The sequence below is a fragment of the Marinobacter salexigens genome (assembly GCF_002806945.1).
GTDB classification, from domain to species: domain Bacteria; phylum Pseudomonadota; class Gammaproteobacteria; order Pseudomonadales; family Oleiphilaceae; genus Marinobacter; species Marinobacter salexigens.
Genome location: NZ_NIHC01000008.1, coordinates 60,968 through 78,300, shown reverse-complemented (window position 1 = coordinate 78,300; position 17,333 = coordinate 60,968). Strand labels below are relative to the sequence as shown.

Sequence of the window (17,333 nt, the reverse complement as noted above, 5' to 3'; positions counted from 1 at the left end):
TAAAACAACGTAGATTTTCACATTTACCATGTCTAATTTATGCCGCAGACATGGCTTCCTAAATGATGCGTTGGGGGCGAATATCTAATCCCTTAGTATTGGGTTACCCGCTTCAGTTGCCGGTAAGCACCCGGTTTTCGTAATCAGAATAGAGGTGGGTAACTGAGCGAGTCAGTTCATAGCGAGCACCCTCTATTTCTGCGAAGCGATCGGGAATGACAGTGCTGATAACCTCAGCGGCACTTAAACCACGAGCTGCCGAACTGGCCATAATCTCATCCAACCAAGTAAGGTAATCCGTCATCTGCAAAAACGCGCTGTTATCTTTAACAATCGGACCATGCCCGGGAACGACAATGGAAAACGGTAGCTCTGCGAGTTGTTGGATCTCTGAACGCCATTCCATAAGCCCCGGTGTTTGAGGCGTTGTTAAGGCCCGGTTGAAAAACACCATATCTGAGGCGAATAGCACTCCCGAGGTTTCATCCAGAACCACAAGGTCTGCCCCTGTATGCCCCTTCATTGCAATAAAGCGCAGCGTTCGTTTGCCAAGCTGAAACTCACCTGGCTGCACCCTGTGCTGGGGCACGGTCACCTCTGTGCCGCGCATCCAGTCGCCAATCATTCGATACATATTGTCTGAGAAGGCTTCGCCATCCCGTTCGAGTAAACGTGCAGACTCATCCAGCATGTACAGAGTGTTCGGGTCAAAAGCCTGACTCCCGAATGCGTGGTCCGGGTGGTGATGGGTAACCAGCACTTTAACAATCGGCTCGTTCGTGTGGCGTTCAATCAATTCCCGAAAGGCTTGGCCATATCGCTTCGAGGGCCCTGTATCAATCACCACTACACCCTCACCGGTCTCGATAAAGCCGGTATTGACGATATTGCCACCATTGGTTTTTGAGAAATTCGCGGTGCTGCCTTCAACAACCCACACGCCATTGGCAACTGGTGTTGCCTTTAAGTCGTAGGTTTTCCCGCCCGCTGCAGCGGCCGTAGCAAACAGGAGTAGCGTGAAAATTGCGGACATGCACCAGATGGATCTGTGTGCCGGTGTAATATGGCATTTCATGGTTTTTCCCCTCCGATCGCTCCCTCAAACCGGTAACCATTATTGTCTTCCATCGAGATAGCCAGAGCTTTACTTTTGCCCTCAAACTCGAACACAAACATGGGATTTTCAGAGGCAGATTCTGCCAAAGTCATAGCCAGTAAAACGGCATCTGAGCCTTCTTCCCGAACTTCAACATTGCCTACAAAAAAGGCCGGTACGTTGCCCACCATTCCTGAATCCATGGGGTGCAACAAGCTGGCCTTTATCCGGGTATTTCCATCTTCAGAAAACAAACCGGTCTTCAGGGTTCCGAACTCATTCTCCCAATCGGAACCACTGATGATTTCACGGGGAGCTGTGCAGCCTCCGCCTGCGGCATCCACAAAGCCGCTGTCGATATGCCAAACACCTTGCTCATCCAATACCGCTGCTCGCACACTGCTGGCTTGTTGAACCCGAAAGTTCAATGACACCAGCTTTACCCCACCATCCTGGCTTTCGGCATCGAATAAAAGCGGCACAGGATTCATATCGACCCAAGTCACCACTCTGGTTGCCCGGTGCGGAAATCCTTCGAGATTTACTGTCAGGGGTACCTGCGTACTGTCTTCAGCAAAGCCGGGCACAGACAAGCCAACGCGGTCATCCACTACAACGTTCGCACCCTGCCCCAGATAGCGTTCAATGTTGTACTCCCATAATGGCGAGTCCAGTGGATCTGCCGGAAGTTCCGCCCAGGCAGCACCCGACAAAAGTAAAAGAGCACCTAATAGAAATTGCCTCACCATCCACCCCCCAGAACAGACTTGATATAAGTGATGCCGCTCTGTTATTGCTCAGAGACAGATTCCACATAGGTGCGAATCGACCAGATAGCCGTTTGCCCCAGGTTGTTCTTGAAGGAAGGCATTCCCCGGTCCGTACCGTTCATCACCCGCCCAATAAAGTATTCATCATCCCACTCGGTCAGCTCACGCAGGTCTGGAGTCAATCCGCCAGACTGCGCTTCAATGCCGTGGCAACCGGCACAGTTTCCGGCGTAGGCACTCATACCCACCTCTACCGCTTCAGCGTTCAGGGCACCTTGCTCATTACCTTCACGGAACGGGTTTTCATTCAGAGCCTCGCGCCCGAGATCAGGCAGGTCACCTGTATCTACTGGTTGCGGTGTTACATTGCCGTGACTGACAGCAGCAGAGGCCCAAACCATTGCACTGGTGCAAAGAATCACTTTTAGAGCCTTGGAATACGACTTGGAGTTCAACATAACCGGATACCCTTTTGTTGTAAGTTTGGTAGCCACGTAACGCTAACTTTCTACGTAACAGGCGTTTCTCCAAGTCTAGGGAAATTACTCACCCGCCCTACATCCCACTTTCGCCGTTTCGCCTTAGTTCCTTAGTAGTAACCCTCTAGATTTGGGGCCAAAGCACGAGATATCGGCCGACGATCCGAAAAACTTATGAGTTTCAAGGTGTTGCTTTTTTGCCGGGAATTTATCCCGAGCTTCACAGGCGTGGATCCCGATTTCTTCGTGAGTTCCTCCGTCGCCTAACTACCCGCTCCATGCCAATACTCTGCTCGTCGACGCAAACATGCATGCGTTTGTCACAACAAAAACTAAGGGGAAAGTCATGAAAACAATGTTTACCAAGCGCCCCCTGCTGCGCGGTATCAGCCTGGCGGTTTCTATAACTGCAGCTGGTATGGCCAGCCAGGTACACGCCGCGGGCGTTACATGGGACGACATCCTTAACGATGCCGAAACCACCCAAGACGTTCTCGGTTACGGAATTGGGCCAAAGGCTCAGCGCTATAGTCCGATGACGACCATCAACAAAGACAACGTAGACAGAATGGTTCCCGCCTGGTCCTTCTCGTTCGGCGATGAGAAACAGCGTGGCCAGGAATCACAAGCGCTTGTACACGATGGGGTTATTTACGTAACAGGTTCCTACTCCCGTCTGTATGCCCTGGATGCAAAAACCGGGAAACGGCTTTGGGAATACACCCATCGTTTGCCAGAGGGTATTCGCCCTTGCTGCGACGTTGTAAACCGTGGCGCTGCAATTTTTGGTGACAAGGTGTTCTTCGGCACCCTGGACGCAGGCGTCGTTGCCCTGAACAAGAAAACCGGCAAAGTAGAGTGGCGTGTGAAATTTGGCGACCACGAAGCGGGTTACACCATGACAGGTGCCCCGACACTGATCAAAGACCAGAAAACCGGCAAGGTTATGCTGATTCACGGATCTTCCGGTGATGAGTTCGGCGTAGTGGGCAAGCTTTACGCCCGCGACCCGGAAACAGGCAAAGAAATCTGGATGCGTCCATTTGTAGAAGGCCACTACGGCCGCCTGAATGGCGAAAAGAGCACACCTTCTGGCGATCCAAGCGCACCGAGCTGGCCGGATGATCCCAACACAGAAACTGGTAAAGTTGAGGCTTGGAGCCAAGGCGGCGGCGCACCCTGGCAGAGCGCCAGCTTTGACGTTGAAACCAACACTATTATTGTTGGAGCTGGCAACCCTGCACCCTGGAATACGTGGAAGCGAACGTCTCCAGGTGGTGATCCTGCAGATTATGACAACCTCTATACCTCCGGACAGGTAGCTGTAGACCCAACCACCGGTGAAGTGAAGTGGTTCTACCAGCACACACCAAACGATGCATGGGACTACTCAGGCAACAACGAGTTGGTTCTTTTTGAATACACAAAAGACGGTAAAGAGGTAAAGGCGACCGCTCACGCAGACAGGAATGGCTATTTTTATCTGGTCGATCGCACCAACGGCGACTTCCAGGATGCTTTCCCGTTCGTGGACAACATCACCTGGGCAACCAGCATCGGAGACGACGGCCGACCTGTTGAGGGTAAGGGCCAGCGTCCACCACCCGTTCCTGAAGGAAAAACCCGTGGTGAGTCCATCGAGGTATCACCTCCGTTCCTTGGTGGAAAAAACTGGAACCCTATGGCTTACAGCCAGGACACCGGTTTGTTCTATATCCCGGCTAACCACTGGAAAGAAGATTACTGGACAGAAGAAGTTACCTACAAAAAGGGTGCGGCTTACCTGGGTCAGGGCTTCCGTATCAAGCGCATGTATGATGACCATGTTGGCATACTGCGGGCTATGGACCCACTAAGCGGTGAGATCAAGTGGGAACACAAAGAGCCCATGCCTCTTTGGGCAGGCGTGCTTGCAACCAAGGGCGGTCTGGTCTTTACCGGTACCGGTGATGGCTACTTCAAAGCCTTCGACGCCGACACAGGCGAAGAGCTTTGGAAGTTCCAGACAGGTTCGGGAATTATCTCTCCACCCATCACCTGGGAGATGGACGGCGAGCAGTACGTGGGCGTGACCTCGGGATATGGAGGCGCAGTGCCTCTGTGGGGTGGCGATATGGCTGAACTCACCAAGCCTATCTCGCAAGGCGGTTCATTCTGGGTATTCAAGATACCTTCTTGGGCCACAGCGGCCAATTGATCCACTAACCTGGTCCATCAGTGAGAAAGGAGCCGCCAGCAATCGGCGGCTCCCTTTCCATCAGGGAGTTCATAATGAAGACAATTATAAAATTGGCCATGCTCACCTTCATCCTTCCTGCATTCGCAGAAGACTACCTGGCAGATGTTAAGCCACCAGAGTTCAACGGCTGTGTGCTTGAGGAAAAATCGATCTGCAAAGGGGCCGATCTTCGCGGTGCAGACATGTCTAACCTTAATCTCAAGCAGGTAGATTTCAGCGGTGCTGATTTAACCGGTGCCACACTTAGTCACGCCAATTTGCGGGGAGCAAATCTCAAGGGCGCAACGCTGGATCAAGTCACCGGCTATCGTGTCAACCTGTATCGGGCCGACGTACGCGGAGCCAGTATTCGCGACGCTCAGTTGCAAGGTGCTACCGGGGAATACCTGTTCGCCCAGGGAGCAGACTTTACTGGCTCAAGTATGACTGGTGCTAACTTTGGATTCTCCCGATTTTCAGGCGCTACGCTTATAGATTGCGACCTTTCTTACTCAAGCCTTGAAATTGCATGGTTGCCAAAGGTCGATCTGGCCGATGCCAATCTGTTTGGTGCTAACTTGCAAGAGGCCAAGTTTGGCAGCGCCAATCTGGCAGGCGCCGATATGCGCAACGCCCGTATTCACTACGCAACGTTTGTGGGTACATTCATGGATGACTGCAAGGGCTGCCCGGTCGACTGGTAAGGGGTGGCAGCAATTGCAAGTGCAGAAGAAGAGATTGTTTTGAAGATTGGCAAACGTTAACCGAGGGAGGCAGTGCCGTCACTGCCTTTCCGGCCATACTGAACCAAACCTGAATCGACCGCAAAATGCAGCAGCTCAAGCGCAGACGAAATCCCCAATTTGCCTTTGAGAATCGACAAATGATTGGCAACGGTTTTTACACTTATATTTAACCGTTCCGCTACTGTTTGGCTGGATATCCCTCGCGCAACCAGAATCAGAATCTCTACTTCCCGCTGAGTCATATCTGCCAGCCTGTTACCCGTGCTGCCAATAGAACCATTGCCGCCCAACTGCACCATTGCCAATTGAGTGGCCAGGTCGTGCTCAAGATACACTTCACCTTCAACGGCTTTTTGTAAAGCGATTGCAAGTTCTGCAGGTCGGCAATTTTTAGAGATGTATCCACAAGCCCCCAAACCAAGGGCCTGTTTTACCATTCCCACATCATCTATTGAAGATAAAAACATGATCCTGGCTCTGCTCCACCGCTGCCGCACCCGCTTACATAGCTCAAGGCCTGAATAGTCCGGAAGCAACAGCTCTGTAACAAGGACATCTGGCGTGTGATCGGCGTACCGATTCATTGCCTCCACCCCTGTGCTGGCACCTTCAACAATAATGCCGGGCATCGTGCTTCTTAACAGGCAAGCGGTGGCCTCTCTTACCAATTGGTGGCTATCTGCAATAACGATTTTCACAGCGACAACCTCAGTAGGTTCAGCCCGGTTGGCCGAACTCAGGAATAGAGCCTTTTATCCTACCCTTGACACGCACTGGCTAAATGGTTCTTTAGTACTGTCTATTTAGTACCGCCTATTTACGACTTTTCGAATATTCCCCAGACTTTTTGGTTAACGTAACCTGACTGTTCAACTTCATAAATTGCGACGGCAAACGTTATGAATAAACTTTGCATGCTCATGTTAATGTTTGCGTTACCCGTGTTGGCTTCCACAGCACACTTCTCGTCAGACGGCTATAGAACCGATCGCTATCGCAGCCCTACCCCCGCGACTGTTGCGGGCGTACAAACGGTTGATACCCAAAAACTGCAGACACTGCTCGACACTGCCCAGCCCCCGATCGTTATCGACGTTATTAATTCTGAATACCGTGCATCATTATTTATCGAAACCGAGCCTCATGTTTCCGTACCCGGGGCCTACTGGCTGCCTAACACCGGGCGGGGGGAATTAGACCAGCAGTGGCATAATTATCTTGTTGAGAATGCTCTGAGGCTCACCGAAAACAACAAAAGCTATCCGATTGTTGTGATGTGCAAATCAGACTGCTGGCTTTCCTGGAATGCTGCACGGCGCTTGCACAAAGCCGGTTTTACCCAGTTGTACTGGTACAAAGACGGCATAGATTCCTGGCAGGACTCGAACCTACCTGTAGAAACCATCACCCCAGTGCCTCCCGAGTTCTGATCTATGGAGCAAAACAAGGCGGCAAACCAGTACTTTAGTACTGGTTTTTTGATGCAATGGTCGCATTCAACTACGGGCTGCAGTGACGTGTAATGGCATAACTACAACTATAAACAGAGGCCATCCCATGCTTAACGAACCCAGTACCCTCCTTGAGCCGGAAAACAGCTATCATACGGCCCGAGCGCTTCCCGCAACTGACACCAAACAGGCAGGCACGTCTATGGAGCCAACCTACAAAATCCTGATTGCAGACGACCACCCGCTTTTTCGCGAGGCGATAAGCAGTGTTATCGCCTCTGGGGTAGCGGGCAGCGAAGTTCTACAAACCGACGATCTGGACAGCGCCCTTTTGGTTACCCGTGAAAACGACGATATTGACCTGATTCTGCTCGACTTGAACATGCCAGGAATGAACGGTCTAAATGGACTTATGACCCTTCGCAATGAGGCGCCAACGATTCCGGTTGTGATTGTTTCTGCAGAAGAAGACAAGCAGGTTGTATTGCAGGCGATTACCTATGGCGCGGTTGGATTCATTACGAAGTCGTCGCCACGCACAGAAATGACCCAAGCGATCCAACAAATTCTCAACGGTAATGTCTATTTACCCTCAGACATAATCCGTACCGGCAAAGAGAGTAGCAATACCAGCCGGCGCAGCCGCCAGGAAGACAACCCGGTATCGCCGGAGATGCTGAACTCACTTACCCGCCGCCAGTTATTGGTGCTTGAGCGTATGTCAAAGGGCGAATCCAATAAGCAAATCGCATACAACCTCAACATCGCCGAAACCACAGTAAAGGCGCATGTCTCTGCGATACTTCGCAAGCTTGGGGTTCATAACCGGGTACAAGCCATTCTTTCAGCTGGCGATGTAGATTTCAGCCATTACTTGAAACGCTAGTTCCGCTTAGCAGTATGTGATTCAACGCACTGCGAAGCTTTAGCGGTTTCACTGGCTTGTTCATCAACACATAACCCAGCTCGCGGATATGCTGCTTCAGTTCATTGGTGTAGTTGGCTGTAATCATCACCACAGGCACAGGGCTGTGCCGGCTGCCATTGATAGCTGTAACTGTATTTACACCATTTTCATCGTTATCCAAATGGTAGTCTGCCAAGACCACATCTACCAGGCACTTTGAGGGGTCCAGCTGACGCTCCAAATCCGCCAGGGAAACCGCCGTAACTACCTGGCAGCCCCAGCCCTCCAGAACCACTTGCATGCCCTGACAAATAGCCGGATCGTTATCAATAACCCATATTTTGGCGCCGCTTAGATCCTGGTTCATAAGGTTATGGGTATCTGGTGCAGCTACTGCCAATCGGGGCCTGAGTTTGCCCATGGGCACCCGAACACTGAATACAGAACCCTTGCCTTCTATCGACGACACACTGACTTCGTGTTTCAGTATTCGGGATATTTTATCCACAATAGCCAAGCCTAACCCTAAGCCCTTATCTGCCGAGGCGCCGACCTTGCGCACCCGCTTGAACTCCTGAAAAATTTCGGTCAGTTTGTTTTGAGGAATGCCCGGACCGGTATCCCACACTTGCAACAACACCGCATCCGCCTCCCGTCGACATCCCAGAAGCACTCGGCCTTCTTCAGTATAGCGAATAGCATTAGTCAGAAAATTACGGAGAATTCTAGCCAATAACTGTGAATCCGACTCAACAATGACTGAACTGCCCACGAAATCCAGCTGGAGCCCTTCAGCCATGGCCATTTGCCGGAATTCCCGGGCAATGTTATTGAGCAGATCCCGCAAATCAAACGCTGTGACATCCGGCTTAATCACACCAGCATCCAGCTTGGAAATATCCACCAAAGTGCCTAACAGACCTTCTACATCATCCAGTGACGTACTCACGGAGCGCACCAAATCTTCTGCTCTCGGGCCAAACGATTGTTCTTGTAAGGCACTGGTAAACAATCTTGCAGCGTTTAGAGGCTGCAACAAATCATGGCTGACGGCGGCCAGGAATTTTGTTTTGGACAGGTTGGCTCGCTCAGCCTCCAACTTGGCATCTCGCAAGCGCGCCTCCGCCGCATTCCGCTCATTGATCTCTTGTCGCAGTTGGGTGTTTAACTCAGTCAGTGCCATGGTGCGCTCTTCGACACGGCACTCAAGATCGTCATAGGCCTGTTCTAGAGCTTCTGCCGTTCTGCGCCGGTCAGTAACGTCGCGGATCAATACAAAGAAACCCGCAATTTCGCCACGCTCTCCAAAGTTAGGTACGTATGAACGCAGCATGTAGCGCGCCTGACCTTGCTCCCCGAACTCTTCAAACTCGAACGTGACACTCTGCCCTGAAAGAGCCTCTTGCATCTGCGGCATCAGCCGTTGATACATTTCCGGCGAATGTATACTGGCCAGGTTTTTACCCAGCGGTGATTCGCCGTTGCGTCCATACCAGGCGGCATAAACCTGGTTGCAAAACTGGATGGTCAAATCTGCTCCTACGTATGCAATCAAAGCAGGCACGTGATCTGTAACCACTCGAATCCAGCGTTCACTTTCCTCCAGCGCAGCAATACGACGGGCCATTTCGCTATTTTTTATGTCGGTTATATCTGAGTAGAGAACAACCAGGCCGCCCTCACGGGTAGGTCGTTCAGTCATCTGAACCCAGCGTTGGTTAGATAGCAGAAACACCTCGCCTTCGCTATCCGGCTCACTGTGTTCTTCGACAATCAACCCGGACGCCACTGCCAGTTGCCGAACTTCATCTATGTGCGCCCCTGACGGTGGCACGCCCTCCCCTGTATACCGCCAGTAACTGCGAAAGCGACTGTTCGTTTGAATCAAACGGTGCTGATGATCAAAAAGCACAAAGCCATCTGCAATGCTCTCGATGGCATCACTCAAACGTTGGCGAGAGGTTTCAGCTTCTTCCCGGGTGCGAGTAAGGGCCTTGTTGCTTGTTTTCAACTCTTCCATGGTTTGGTTGAGGGCTTCGGTACGCTCACGCACCTGTTCGGCCAGCACCACAGAATGCTCAAATGCAGCATAAGGCGCCGGCTTGTGTGCTGCGCCGGACTCCACTCGAACAATCAGTGCATCACGAATTTTTCGCAGACGTGCGTTTTCTGCTTCCAGCTCCGCTATTCGGCGCGCCAAAGCAGCATGATCATTCGGGTTCGTATCGGGAACACCCAGTTGGTTACTGCTCGGAACAGGCATCAGGCTGGCCAATTACTACCCCCGTGAACGTCTGGTTAATATGCATTCCATTAAACTGCTCGCCATAAGTGTTAAACCCAACCACCTTATGATGGCGCAAAAAGGCCGATACAGCGTCTGACTCACCAATAACCTCTGCTTCCAAGCGGCGTAAAAAGCAGTCACAGCCAATTGTTACCAAGGGCTTGCCAACAATGCGTTCCGAGGCTTCGAGTTGCTCGCGCACAGTATCCAGCAGCGAACCGGGCGTCATGGCGGTCATCACAATGCCGGTCTCAACGGCACAGTAAAATGTCAGGCTTTTGTCGGGATTAACGCGCTGGATCGAGCGCACAAAATAATGCCCGCCAACCTTCACGCCTAATGGTCTTAGCGCGAACACCTCCCGGCTTAGTGCAGCCACCGTAGTGCCAACGGCGCGAGCGTAGGCATCAGCTGCTGGCTCTGCATTCAGTTCGTATACGGTTCGGCTGTCTGGGCAGGCGTCGGTAACGATCAGCTTTACGTCACCTTCGGCCAGGTGATGAGTAGAGAAAACGCGAAAATCCAGGGGTGTGTTTACCAGCAACACCGTTGCTGCACCGGCGTGAAACCGGCCGTTATAAAATACATGGGTGTCTGCCAAGTGTTCATCATCGCCGGCCGAACCACCAAACTGCGGAATACTGCCAAGCGCCGAATTTAACGTAGCCAATACCAGCTCCTCCCGGCTCGACAATCCATCCAGCAATGTTATGGCAAATGTGTTGCCCTTGATGGGGGCCAGCTTGGCATCGCGGCAACGCGAGAGCAGATCATCTATAACGCTCTGCGCATCCCCCAAGGTGAATTGATCCATTTCCCGAATCAGTGCGCATTCAATAGCGAAGTAACGATGATCAAAACCCAGGGCGGTGATGCATCCACGATCATATCCTTCGGACGTAATTTCCCCGGCAGATGTACAGCCTGAAACCTCAACATCTGGAAACTCCTTCTCCAACGCCATTCCCAAACTGGCCAGATCGTATTCAGCAGAACAGAAAAACAGAACATACCCAAGGTGCTGGTGTTGAAGTTGGTTGGCGAGATCTTTGGCAGCCGACAATGGGTCGCGAACACAGGAACTGGCTACCTGAACTGCTGGCAGGGTTGATACTGGCTTCATAGATGCAGATTCCACCGGAAAATAGCTTTCACGTAATTTTACGGCATCCCGGCATCCCGCCAATGCGACTTCAGTGCTTTTGACAGGTGCGCTAAAGTTTCTGTAAGCCATTGATTAATAGACTCCTTTCCAAGAGCTTATAGGCGCAGTATTTATTCTCTTAAAAAAACCGGTACTTTCGTATCGCTTTGGGTTGATTGGCGGGCGACAAAAACAGTCTGCCACCCGCCCTAACAGTGCTCCTCACTCACACTGCCAGCGTCAGAAGGTGACGATAGCGCCAAGGGCAATCGTATCGGTGTCTGTCGTGGTCACGCCGCTTGTCCGGTTTTTGTCCTCGTACATGTTGTACTCGGCCACCAACTTGAAGTGACTGTTCACGTCGTGGAAAAAGCCGATGGTGGTGCTTTCGGTTTCCAGGTCCAGGATTTCTGCGTCGGTTTCTCCATAAGAAAGCACAACCCGGTTAGCACCAAAGGCATAGGAGCCCTGGACCAAAAAGCCATCTGCCTTGTCTTCTGTAAGCGGCTCGTTAACGACCAGCACGGGACTGTCACCTTTAGAGGTAAAACCTGACGCTGCCAGAGTAAAACCTGCAACCGACCCTTTAAGGCCATAGCCCACGCCAGAACTATCGATGTTGCTAGTGCCATTACTGGAAGACTGATAACGGCCATTCAACCAAGCTGTCAGCGCTACGCTATTAAGATCAGCGTTATAGGTAATCTCCGATTCAATACGCGGGGCGGAGTTTTCATCATTCACGCCTGTGACGGTATCTGCTGGATCTAACGCGCCCACAGCAATATTAAAACCGCTCATCTCTGGAGAACGGTAGGTGATCTGAGCTGAGGGCGTTGCGTATGGGTAACCTGCGCGAATGTTGCCAAAAGAGACCCCGCCTGCCACGCCCGGAGAACCGAAACCCATGAGGATCTCATCGAGGAAAATATTGGATCGGGCGTAGAGACCAAAGTCTTTACCAATCAATACCTGACCAAAACTTCCATCGACCGTGGCGTAAAACTGACGCACATCGATTGCGGTATCAGTCGGTGAGTCCAGGCTGTCGTTAATGGTTGTCCAGAACGAAGAGCGGCCGCCTAACGTAAGATTGCCCATTTCCTTGCTGAAGTTAAAACCGATGGTATTGGGCAAAAAGCCCATCTTTATGCGCGTGTCTCGGGTATCTGCCACATCGTCATCACGGCTGACGTAAAATGCGTTGAAGTAACCATCTACAGAAAAGGACGTACCATCTTCGCCGTACAATTCGACGGCAGCATTTGCCCCCATGCTTACGCCGAGAGTAGACGTTATTGCCAAAACCATGGCTGATTTTTTCAAGCTGTTATTGTTCATAAATCCCCCAGTCCATTTGAAATTCCCGCACGATTGGTTAGCAGGTGTAACCACGCGTCAGAACTTTATGCTGGGCTATCGAAGAAATATGGTGAATCGGCCAAGGGGGCTGGTTTAGTGCTCATTTAGAAGGCAAGCCGAACAGAACTTTGGGACTAAGACCGACTTTGGCTGTACTCCTTTGGTGGCTTTATATCGACCAATTACAACCAAAAAGGCCCATTGAGGTCGAAGCATGATCACTGAAAGACTGGAGCCCGGTACTACGTCATCAGTTGAAATGGGTTAACGACTCCTTGAGGCCAGCGTCATGAAGAACAATAAAACTGCTTTCGCCTGCTTGATTGGGCTGACTATACCCTTTTCGGCGCTTTCCCAAACCGGCGCAGTCATCACCGTTACAGCACCTGTAATAGAGCGAGAGCTATACGAAACGCCCGTTTCCATGTCGGTTATAAGATCTGAAGCTATTAAAAACGGCCAACCCATGTTGAAACTCGATGAATCCTTGAGTCAGGTGCCGGGTATCTATCTGCAGAATCAAGAGAACTATGCTCAGGGAGAACGCTTAGCAATACGGGGCTTTGGTTCCCGCGCTCCATTCGGTGTTCGGGGTGTAATGGTTGTAGTCGATGGCATTCCTTACACCTTGCCGGACGGGCAAGCGCAGTTAGATGCTATTGACCTGGACAGCGCTGAGCGCATAGAGGTTATTCGGGGCCCTGCTTCCGTATTGTACGGAAATGCTGCAGGTGGAGTTATCAGCGTGACCACGGCAGACGGCCAAAGTAACCCGGATCAGACCTCGGTTCGCGCTACGGGTGGAAGCAATAGCTTCGGCAAACTTTCCCTCAGCAACAGCGGCAGCAATGGCGATTGGTCACACAATGTGAACCTCTCGGCCTTGAACTACGAAGGCTATCGCGATCAGGCAGAAGTCGAAAAATACCTGTTCAATTCCAAACTACGCTGGCAAATGGATAGCGAACGTTCCATCACCGCCATCATCAACTTGCTCGATAACCCACGCTCACAAGATCCGGGAGCCCTCACCGCAGATCAGGTCGCTGAAGACAGAACTCAAGCTGGGCGTTTCACCGAAGAATATGACACCGGGCAAACCGTCGACCAGCAAGTGATAGGCCTGCAATACCAGGATCTCTCCGCGGGTTCAGGAGAACTCCGTGGGAAGGTTTATTATCTGCGACGCAACTTTGAGCAGCAGCTTCCTTTTCCTGGCCCCAGCCGAATTGACTACAACAGAGACTACTTTGGGGCGAGCACAGACTATCGCCAGTCATTTTCGGTTGCAGGTTTACCATTTCGATATGTAGCGGGGTTAGAAGCTCGCGAACAAAGGGACGACCGTATTCGAACCCAAATGAGCTTCGGTGGTGATTTGCAAGGACTCACTGCGGATGAGCTTCAAACCGCCACCTCCTTTAGCACCTTCGCTCAGGGTGACTTGAACTTAACGGACCAGCTGATTTTATCCATCGGCGGTCGATTCGACAGAATTCATTTGGACGTTTCTGATGAGTATCTTTCTGATGGAGACCAAAGTGGGGATCGCACCTTCAGGGAATGGAGCGGCTCTGCCGGGTTAAGTTACCGCTACCTGCCTAACCACCAACTCTTTACCAATATCAGTACAGCCTTTGAGACCCCAACCTTCTCAGAATTTGCCAATCCATCCGGCGTGGGCGGATTAAATCCAGATACTCAACCGCAAAAATCCCTCAACCACGAATTGGGATTGCGTGGCGCCTTTGATTACGGGATCGATTACGACCTCACGCTGTTTTGGGTCGATGTGCGCGATGAGCTAATCCCGTACCAGTTACCTGGGCCTGATGACAGAACCTTCTACCGCAATGCCGGGGACACAACGAGAAAAGGCATAGAAGCCACGGCGGGCTGGTTGCTTGACCATAGCTGGCGTTTTGAAACTGCCCTCACCCTGGCGGACTACACATTTGATGAGTACAGCTCAGGCGGCAACAATTATGATGGGAACCGGCTGCCCGGCTTGCCGGAACAGCTCTGGTCCAACCGGCTACAGTGGCAGGGCTTGGGTGGCACCTTTGCCACGCTGGAGACCCGCTATATCGGAAGCATGTTTGCAGACGATGCAAACAGCGTGAAAGTAGACGACTATTGGTTGGCCAACCTGCGTGGCGGAGATACGTTTTACGTAGGAAGGAAGCTTCTCCTCAAAGGTTTCGCGGGGGTTCGTAACCTGACTGACAGGGACCACTTCGCCAACGTTCGCATCAACGCCAGTAATGATCGCTACTATGAGCCTGCCGCAGGGCGCACTTGGTATGCAGGACTGGAGATGACGTTTTAGGACAGTAAACAAGGCAATTCGAATCTTCGCCTGAAGTGTGCTCAACCCTCGGGAGCGGGCGAAGAAACGGTTACCTTTTACCGCGTTTTCTTCAAGGCCTCAAATCCGATAATCACGTCCATCAACTCGTTCGTAATTTCCGTTTGACGCACCGATCTCAACTCACCTTCTACGTCCTCAATGCGCTCATCCACCGACTGCTCAGCCTGTTGCATCAATTCCAGCCGCGCGGAGTTTTCTGTAACCATGGCTTCGGCTGATGCCCGGAAAACGCTGGCGAAGATGTGGCTGCGAATCAGAGACGACAACAGGATTTCGGCATCCATGGTGTAATCCGGAAGCGAACGTGAAAACCACTGTTTTTCTCTTTTTAACAGCGAAGGTGCCAGTGGCAGGAGCCTCTGTGTCACCGGTTCTCGCACGCCATGCTCACCCCGTTGGGTATATGCCAGGGTGACAGCCAACTGATGCAGAGGCTGGCCGCGGCTGAATTGGTCTATGCGGGTAACAATATCGCCAGCGAGGCGACCAACCCCTTCCGCTGATGCCGGAGGCAATAGTACAGCCTCCGGGGCGAGATGCTGGTCAGCCAGGGCATCGTTCATCTGCGCACCAATACAAAGCATTCGCTGTTTGCTGGCTGTTTGCTCCTGGCTATGCTGCTGCACCACTTCTGCCAGCACTTCGTTGTAGTTTCCACAGAGGCCGTGGTCAGAACCAAACACGATCACGAGATGCTCGCGTGCCTCCTCCTGGCGCAGGCTGATCTCGGCGGTTCGATAAGCGAAGGCAGCAAAGCCTTGAAGAATTGTCTGGTGGTAGGCTTCAATTGAGCGAGCTGCTTGCTCATAAGGCGCGGCGTTAATCGCAGACAGTGTCTTCATGGTGTGAACAATACCGCGAATACTGGTCAGGGTATCGCTGTGCCGGGTAAGTGCTTCAAGCGTTTGAGCCATGGCTGGCCTCATCTGCACCATGAGTATCTTCTGCGCCTTCAGCAGACAGTGCATTGCGAGCAGTGGTCACAATCCGATTTCGATCTTCCTCGCTTAATCCTTTGTTTTCGTGGATGCGCTCATCAATGAACCCAAACTGTTTTCGGGAAACGGCACGGATGCGGGCCATGGCCTCGGTTAATTGTTGCTCTGACAAACCATCGTAAAGACCTTCCATTGCGGCAATCAGAACAGCCAGTTGTTCATCTGCCGGCATGGGATCTCGTTCAGCTTGACGCAGTGCGGTGCGAACCGCGGCACCGCGGGTCAGGCGAGCGCGGGTAGCATCATCCAGACGGGTACCGAAACGGGCGAAGTCTTCCAGCTCTTCAAACTGCGACAGGGTAACCCGCAAGTTGCCAGCCACTTCACGCAGGGTGCGGCTTTGAGCTTTACCACCCACGCGGGAAACAGACAGGCCCAGATCCACGGCGGGGAACTGGTTTCTGCGAACCAGGCGTGGCGACAGATAGATCTGCCCATCCGTAATGGAAATCAAGTTGGTGGGAATGTAGGCGGACAGGTTTTCAGCCTGGGTTTCTACTACTGGCAAAGCAGTGATGGAGCCGCCCCCTGCCTCCTTTGTGAACTGGCCAGCCCTCTCGAGCAGGCGGGCATGAACATAGAAAATATCGCCGGGGAAGGCTTCACGCCCAGGGGGGCGACGTAGCAGAAGTGACAGTTCCCGGTAGGACTGAGCGTGATGGGTTAGGTCATCAAAAATTACCAACACATCCCTGCCCTGATCGGAGAAATACTCCGCCATGGCCATTGCTGCATAAGGCGCAACGTAAGCCAGCCCGGGGGTTTCTTCGTCGCCAGCCGACATCACTATGCTGCGATCCCGCATGTCGCCTTTTTTCAGGGCAGCGATTACGCGGGAAACCGCATCACCGCGCTGGCCAATAGCACAATAGATGTTGATAACATCCGAACGTGACTGGTTGAGCATGGTGTCTATAGCAATGGATGTTTTACCGGTTTGGCGATCGCCAATAATCAATTCGCGCTGGCCCATACCCACAGGCACAGCCGCATCAATCGCCTTGATGCCGGTTGCCAAAGGCCGGAAAATAGCTGACCGACTCAAAATACCCGGCGCTTCCGCCTCAATGGGCGTTTCTGACACTGCGGCGATTGGCCCTAAACCGTCTCTTGGGCGCCCCATGGCATCAACTACTCGCCCAAGCAGCGCCGGGCCAACAGGCACGCTCACCACCTTACGTGTGCGCCGAACATCCTCGCCCATGGTAATGAGTTCGGAAGGCCCCAACAGAACCACACCAAGACGGCCCGGTTCCAAATCCAGCACTATGCCCTGTACGCCACACTCAAAAACCAGCAGTTCATCGGCCAACGCACGGGCAAGGCCGGTTACAACAGCAACACCGTCACCCACCTCGGTTACTTTGCCAACTTCCGTCAATACTGGTGCTGGTGCCGGCATAGCCAGCAAGCCTTTACGCCATGCTTCGAACTGCTCGGGCGAGTGAAGGTCAGCGTGGGGCTTGATTAGCTTTTCGGGGTCTCTGTGATCGGTTTGAGCCAT

The 17,333-nt window shown here is 52.3% G+C and carries 14 protein-coding genes; 5 read left to right on the top strand and 9 right to left on the bottom strand.

All coding sequences use genetic code 11. From position 1 onward, the window contains the following. Window positions 1–112: 112 nt before the first annotated feature. Genes CDH47_RS15110 through pedF form a run of 3 tightly spaced genes read right to left on the bottom strand, consistent with a single transcriptional unit; the run spans window position 113 to window position 2,267 of the window. Window positions 113–1,033 (bottom strand): quinoprotein relay system zinc metallohydrolase 1, encoded by a 921-nt coding sequence (locus CDH47_RS15110; protein WP_161494496.1) that lies wholly within the window; start codon window positions 1,031–1,033, stop codon window positions 113–115. Between the two features lie 38 nt (window positions 1,034–1,071). After that, on the bottom strand, window positions 1,072–1,845 hold the full coding sequence (locus tag CDH47_RS15105) for a quinoprotein dehydrogenase-associated SoxYZ-like carrier (protein ID WP_100640845.1): 774 nt from the start codon (window positions 1,843–1,845) through the stop codon (window positions 1,072–1,074). 41 nt (window positions 1,846–1,886) lie between these two features. Then, the gene (gene pedF, locus CDH47_RS15100) at window positions 1,887–2,267 is read right to left on the bottom strand and encodes a cytochrome c-550 PedF (protein WP_100640959.1); all 381 of its coding nucleotides are present in this window, start codon (window positions 2,265–2,267) and stop codon (window positions 1,887–1,889) included. Window positions 2,268–2,691: 424 nt separating this feature from the next. Here pedF and CDH47_RS15095 point away from each other — a divergent pair, with 424 nt between their 5' ends. Together CDH47_RS15095 and CDH47_RS15090 are read left to right on the top strand one after the other, a co-directional pair. After that, window positions 2,692–4,542: a methanol/ethanol family PQQ-dependent dehydrogenase gene (locus tag CDH47_RS15095; protein WP_100640843.1), complete on the top strand. Its 1,851-nt coding sequence runs from the start codon at window positions 2,692–2,694 to the stop codon at window positions 4,540–4,542. Between the two features lie 74 nt (window positions 4,543–4,616). Further along, window positions 4,617–5,267, top strand: a complete 651-nt coding sequence (locus CDH47_RS15090; RefSeq protein ID WP_100640841.1) for a pentapeptide repeat-containing protein — start codon at window positions 4,617–4,619, stop codon at window positions 5,265–5,267. Window positions 5,268–5,323: 56 nt separating this feature from the next. Here the strand turns inward: CDH47_RS15090 and CDH47_RS15085 are convergent, their stop codons facing one another. Then, window positions 5,324–6,007 carry a response regulator transcription factor gene (locus CDH47_RS15085; protein ID WP_100640840.1) on the bottom strand — a complete coding sequence of 228 codons (684 nt, stop codon included), beginning with the start codon at window positions 6,005–6,007 and terminating at the stop codon, window positions 5,324–5,326. Window positions 6,008–6,208: 201 nt separating this feature from the next. Here CDH47_RS15085 and CDH47_RS15080 point away from each other — a divergent pair, with 201 nt between their 5' ends. Together CDH47_RS15080 and CDH47_RS15075 are read left to right on the top strand one after the other, a co-directional pair. Beyond that, a complete protein-coding gene (locus CDH47_RS15080) occupies window positions 6,209–6,739 on the top strand; it encodes a rhodanese-like domain-containing protein (protein ID WP_205077604.1) in 531 nt (176 codons plus the stop codon). Window positions 6,740–6,962: 223 nt separating this feature from the next. Continuing rightward, a complete protein-coding gene (locus CDH47_RS15075) occupies window positions 6,963–7,646 on the top strand; it encodes a response regulator (RefSeq protein ID WP_100640957.1) in 684 nt (227 codons plus the stop codon). Here the strand turns inward: CDH47_RS15075 and CDH47_RS15070 are convergent. From CDH47_RS15070 to CDH47_RS15060, 3 genes are all read right to left on the bottom strand, one after another. Further along, a complete protein-coding gene (locus tag CDH47_RS15070) occupies window positions 7,624–9,930 on the bottom strand; it encodes a PAS domain-containing hybrid sensor histidine kinase/response regulator (RefSeq protein WP_100640956.1) in 2,307 nt (768 codons plus the stop codon). The genes CDH47_RS15075 and CDH47_RS15070 overlap by 23 nt on opposite strands. After that, a complete protein-coding gene (gene nosP / locus CDH47_RS15065; protein WP_420843690.1) occupies window positions 9,911–11,077 on the bottom strand; it encodes a nitric oxide-sensing protein NosP in 1,167 nt (388 codons plus the stop codon). Before nosP ends, CDH47_RS15070 begins: the two co-directional genes overlap by 20 nt. Window positions 11,078–11,338: 261 nt before the next feature. After that, the gene (locus CDH47_RS15060) at window positions 11,339–12,439 is read right to left on the bottom strand and encodes a porin (protein WP_100640836.1); all 1,101 of its coding nucleotides are present in this window, start codon (window positions 12,437–12,439) and stop codon (window positions 11,339–11,341) included. 310 nt (window positions 12,440–12,749) lie between these two features. Between CDH47_RS15060 and CDH47_RS15055 the strand changes: the two genes are divergently transcribed. Further along, complete coding sequence (locus tag CDH47_RS15055; RefSeq protein ID WP_100640834.1) at window positions 12,750–14,789, top strand: TonB-dependent receptor family protein; 2,040 nt, start codon at window positions 12,750–12,752, stop codon at window positions 14,787–14,789. A 77-nt stretch (window positions 14,790–14,866) separates the two neighbouring features. Here the strand turns inward: CDH47_RS15055 and CDH47_RS15050 are convergent, their stop codons facing one another. Both CDH47_RS15050 and CDH47_RS15045 read right to left on the bottom strand, forming a co-directional pair. Continuing rightward, a complete protein-coding gene (locus tag CDH47_RS15050; protein WP_100640832.1) occupies window positions 14,867–15,745 on the bottom strand; it encodes a F0F1 ATP synthase subunit gamma in 879 nt (292 codons plus the stop codon). Beyond that, window positions 15,729–17,333 (bottom strand): F0F1 ATP synthase subunit alpha, encoded by a 1,605-nt coding sequence (locus CDH47_RS15045; RefSeq protein WP_100640830.1) that lies wholly within the window; start codon window positions 17,331–17,333, stop codon window positions 15,729–15,731. The genes CDH47_RS15050 and CDH47_RS15045 overlap by 17 nt, the downstream gene beginning before the upstream one ends.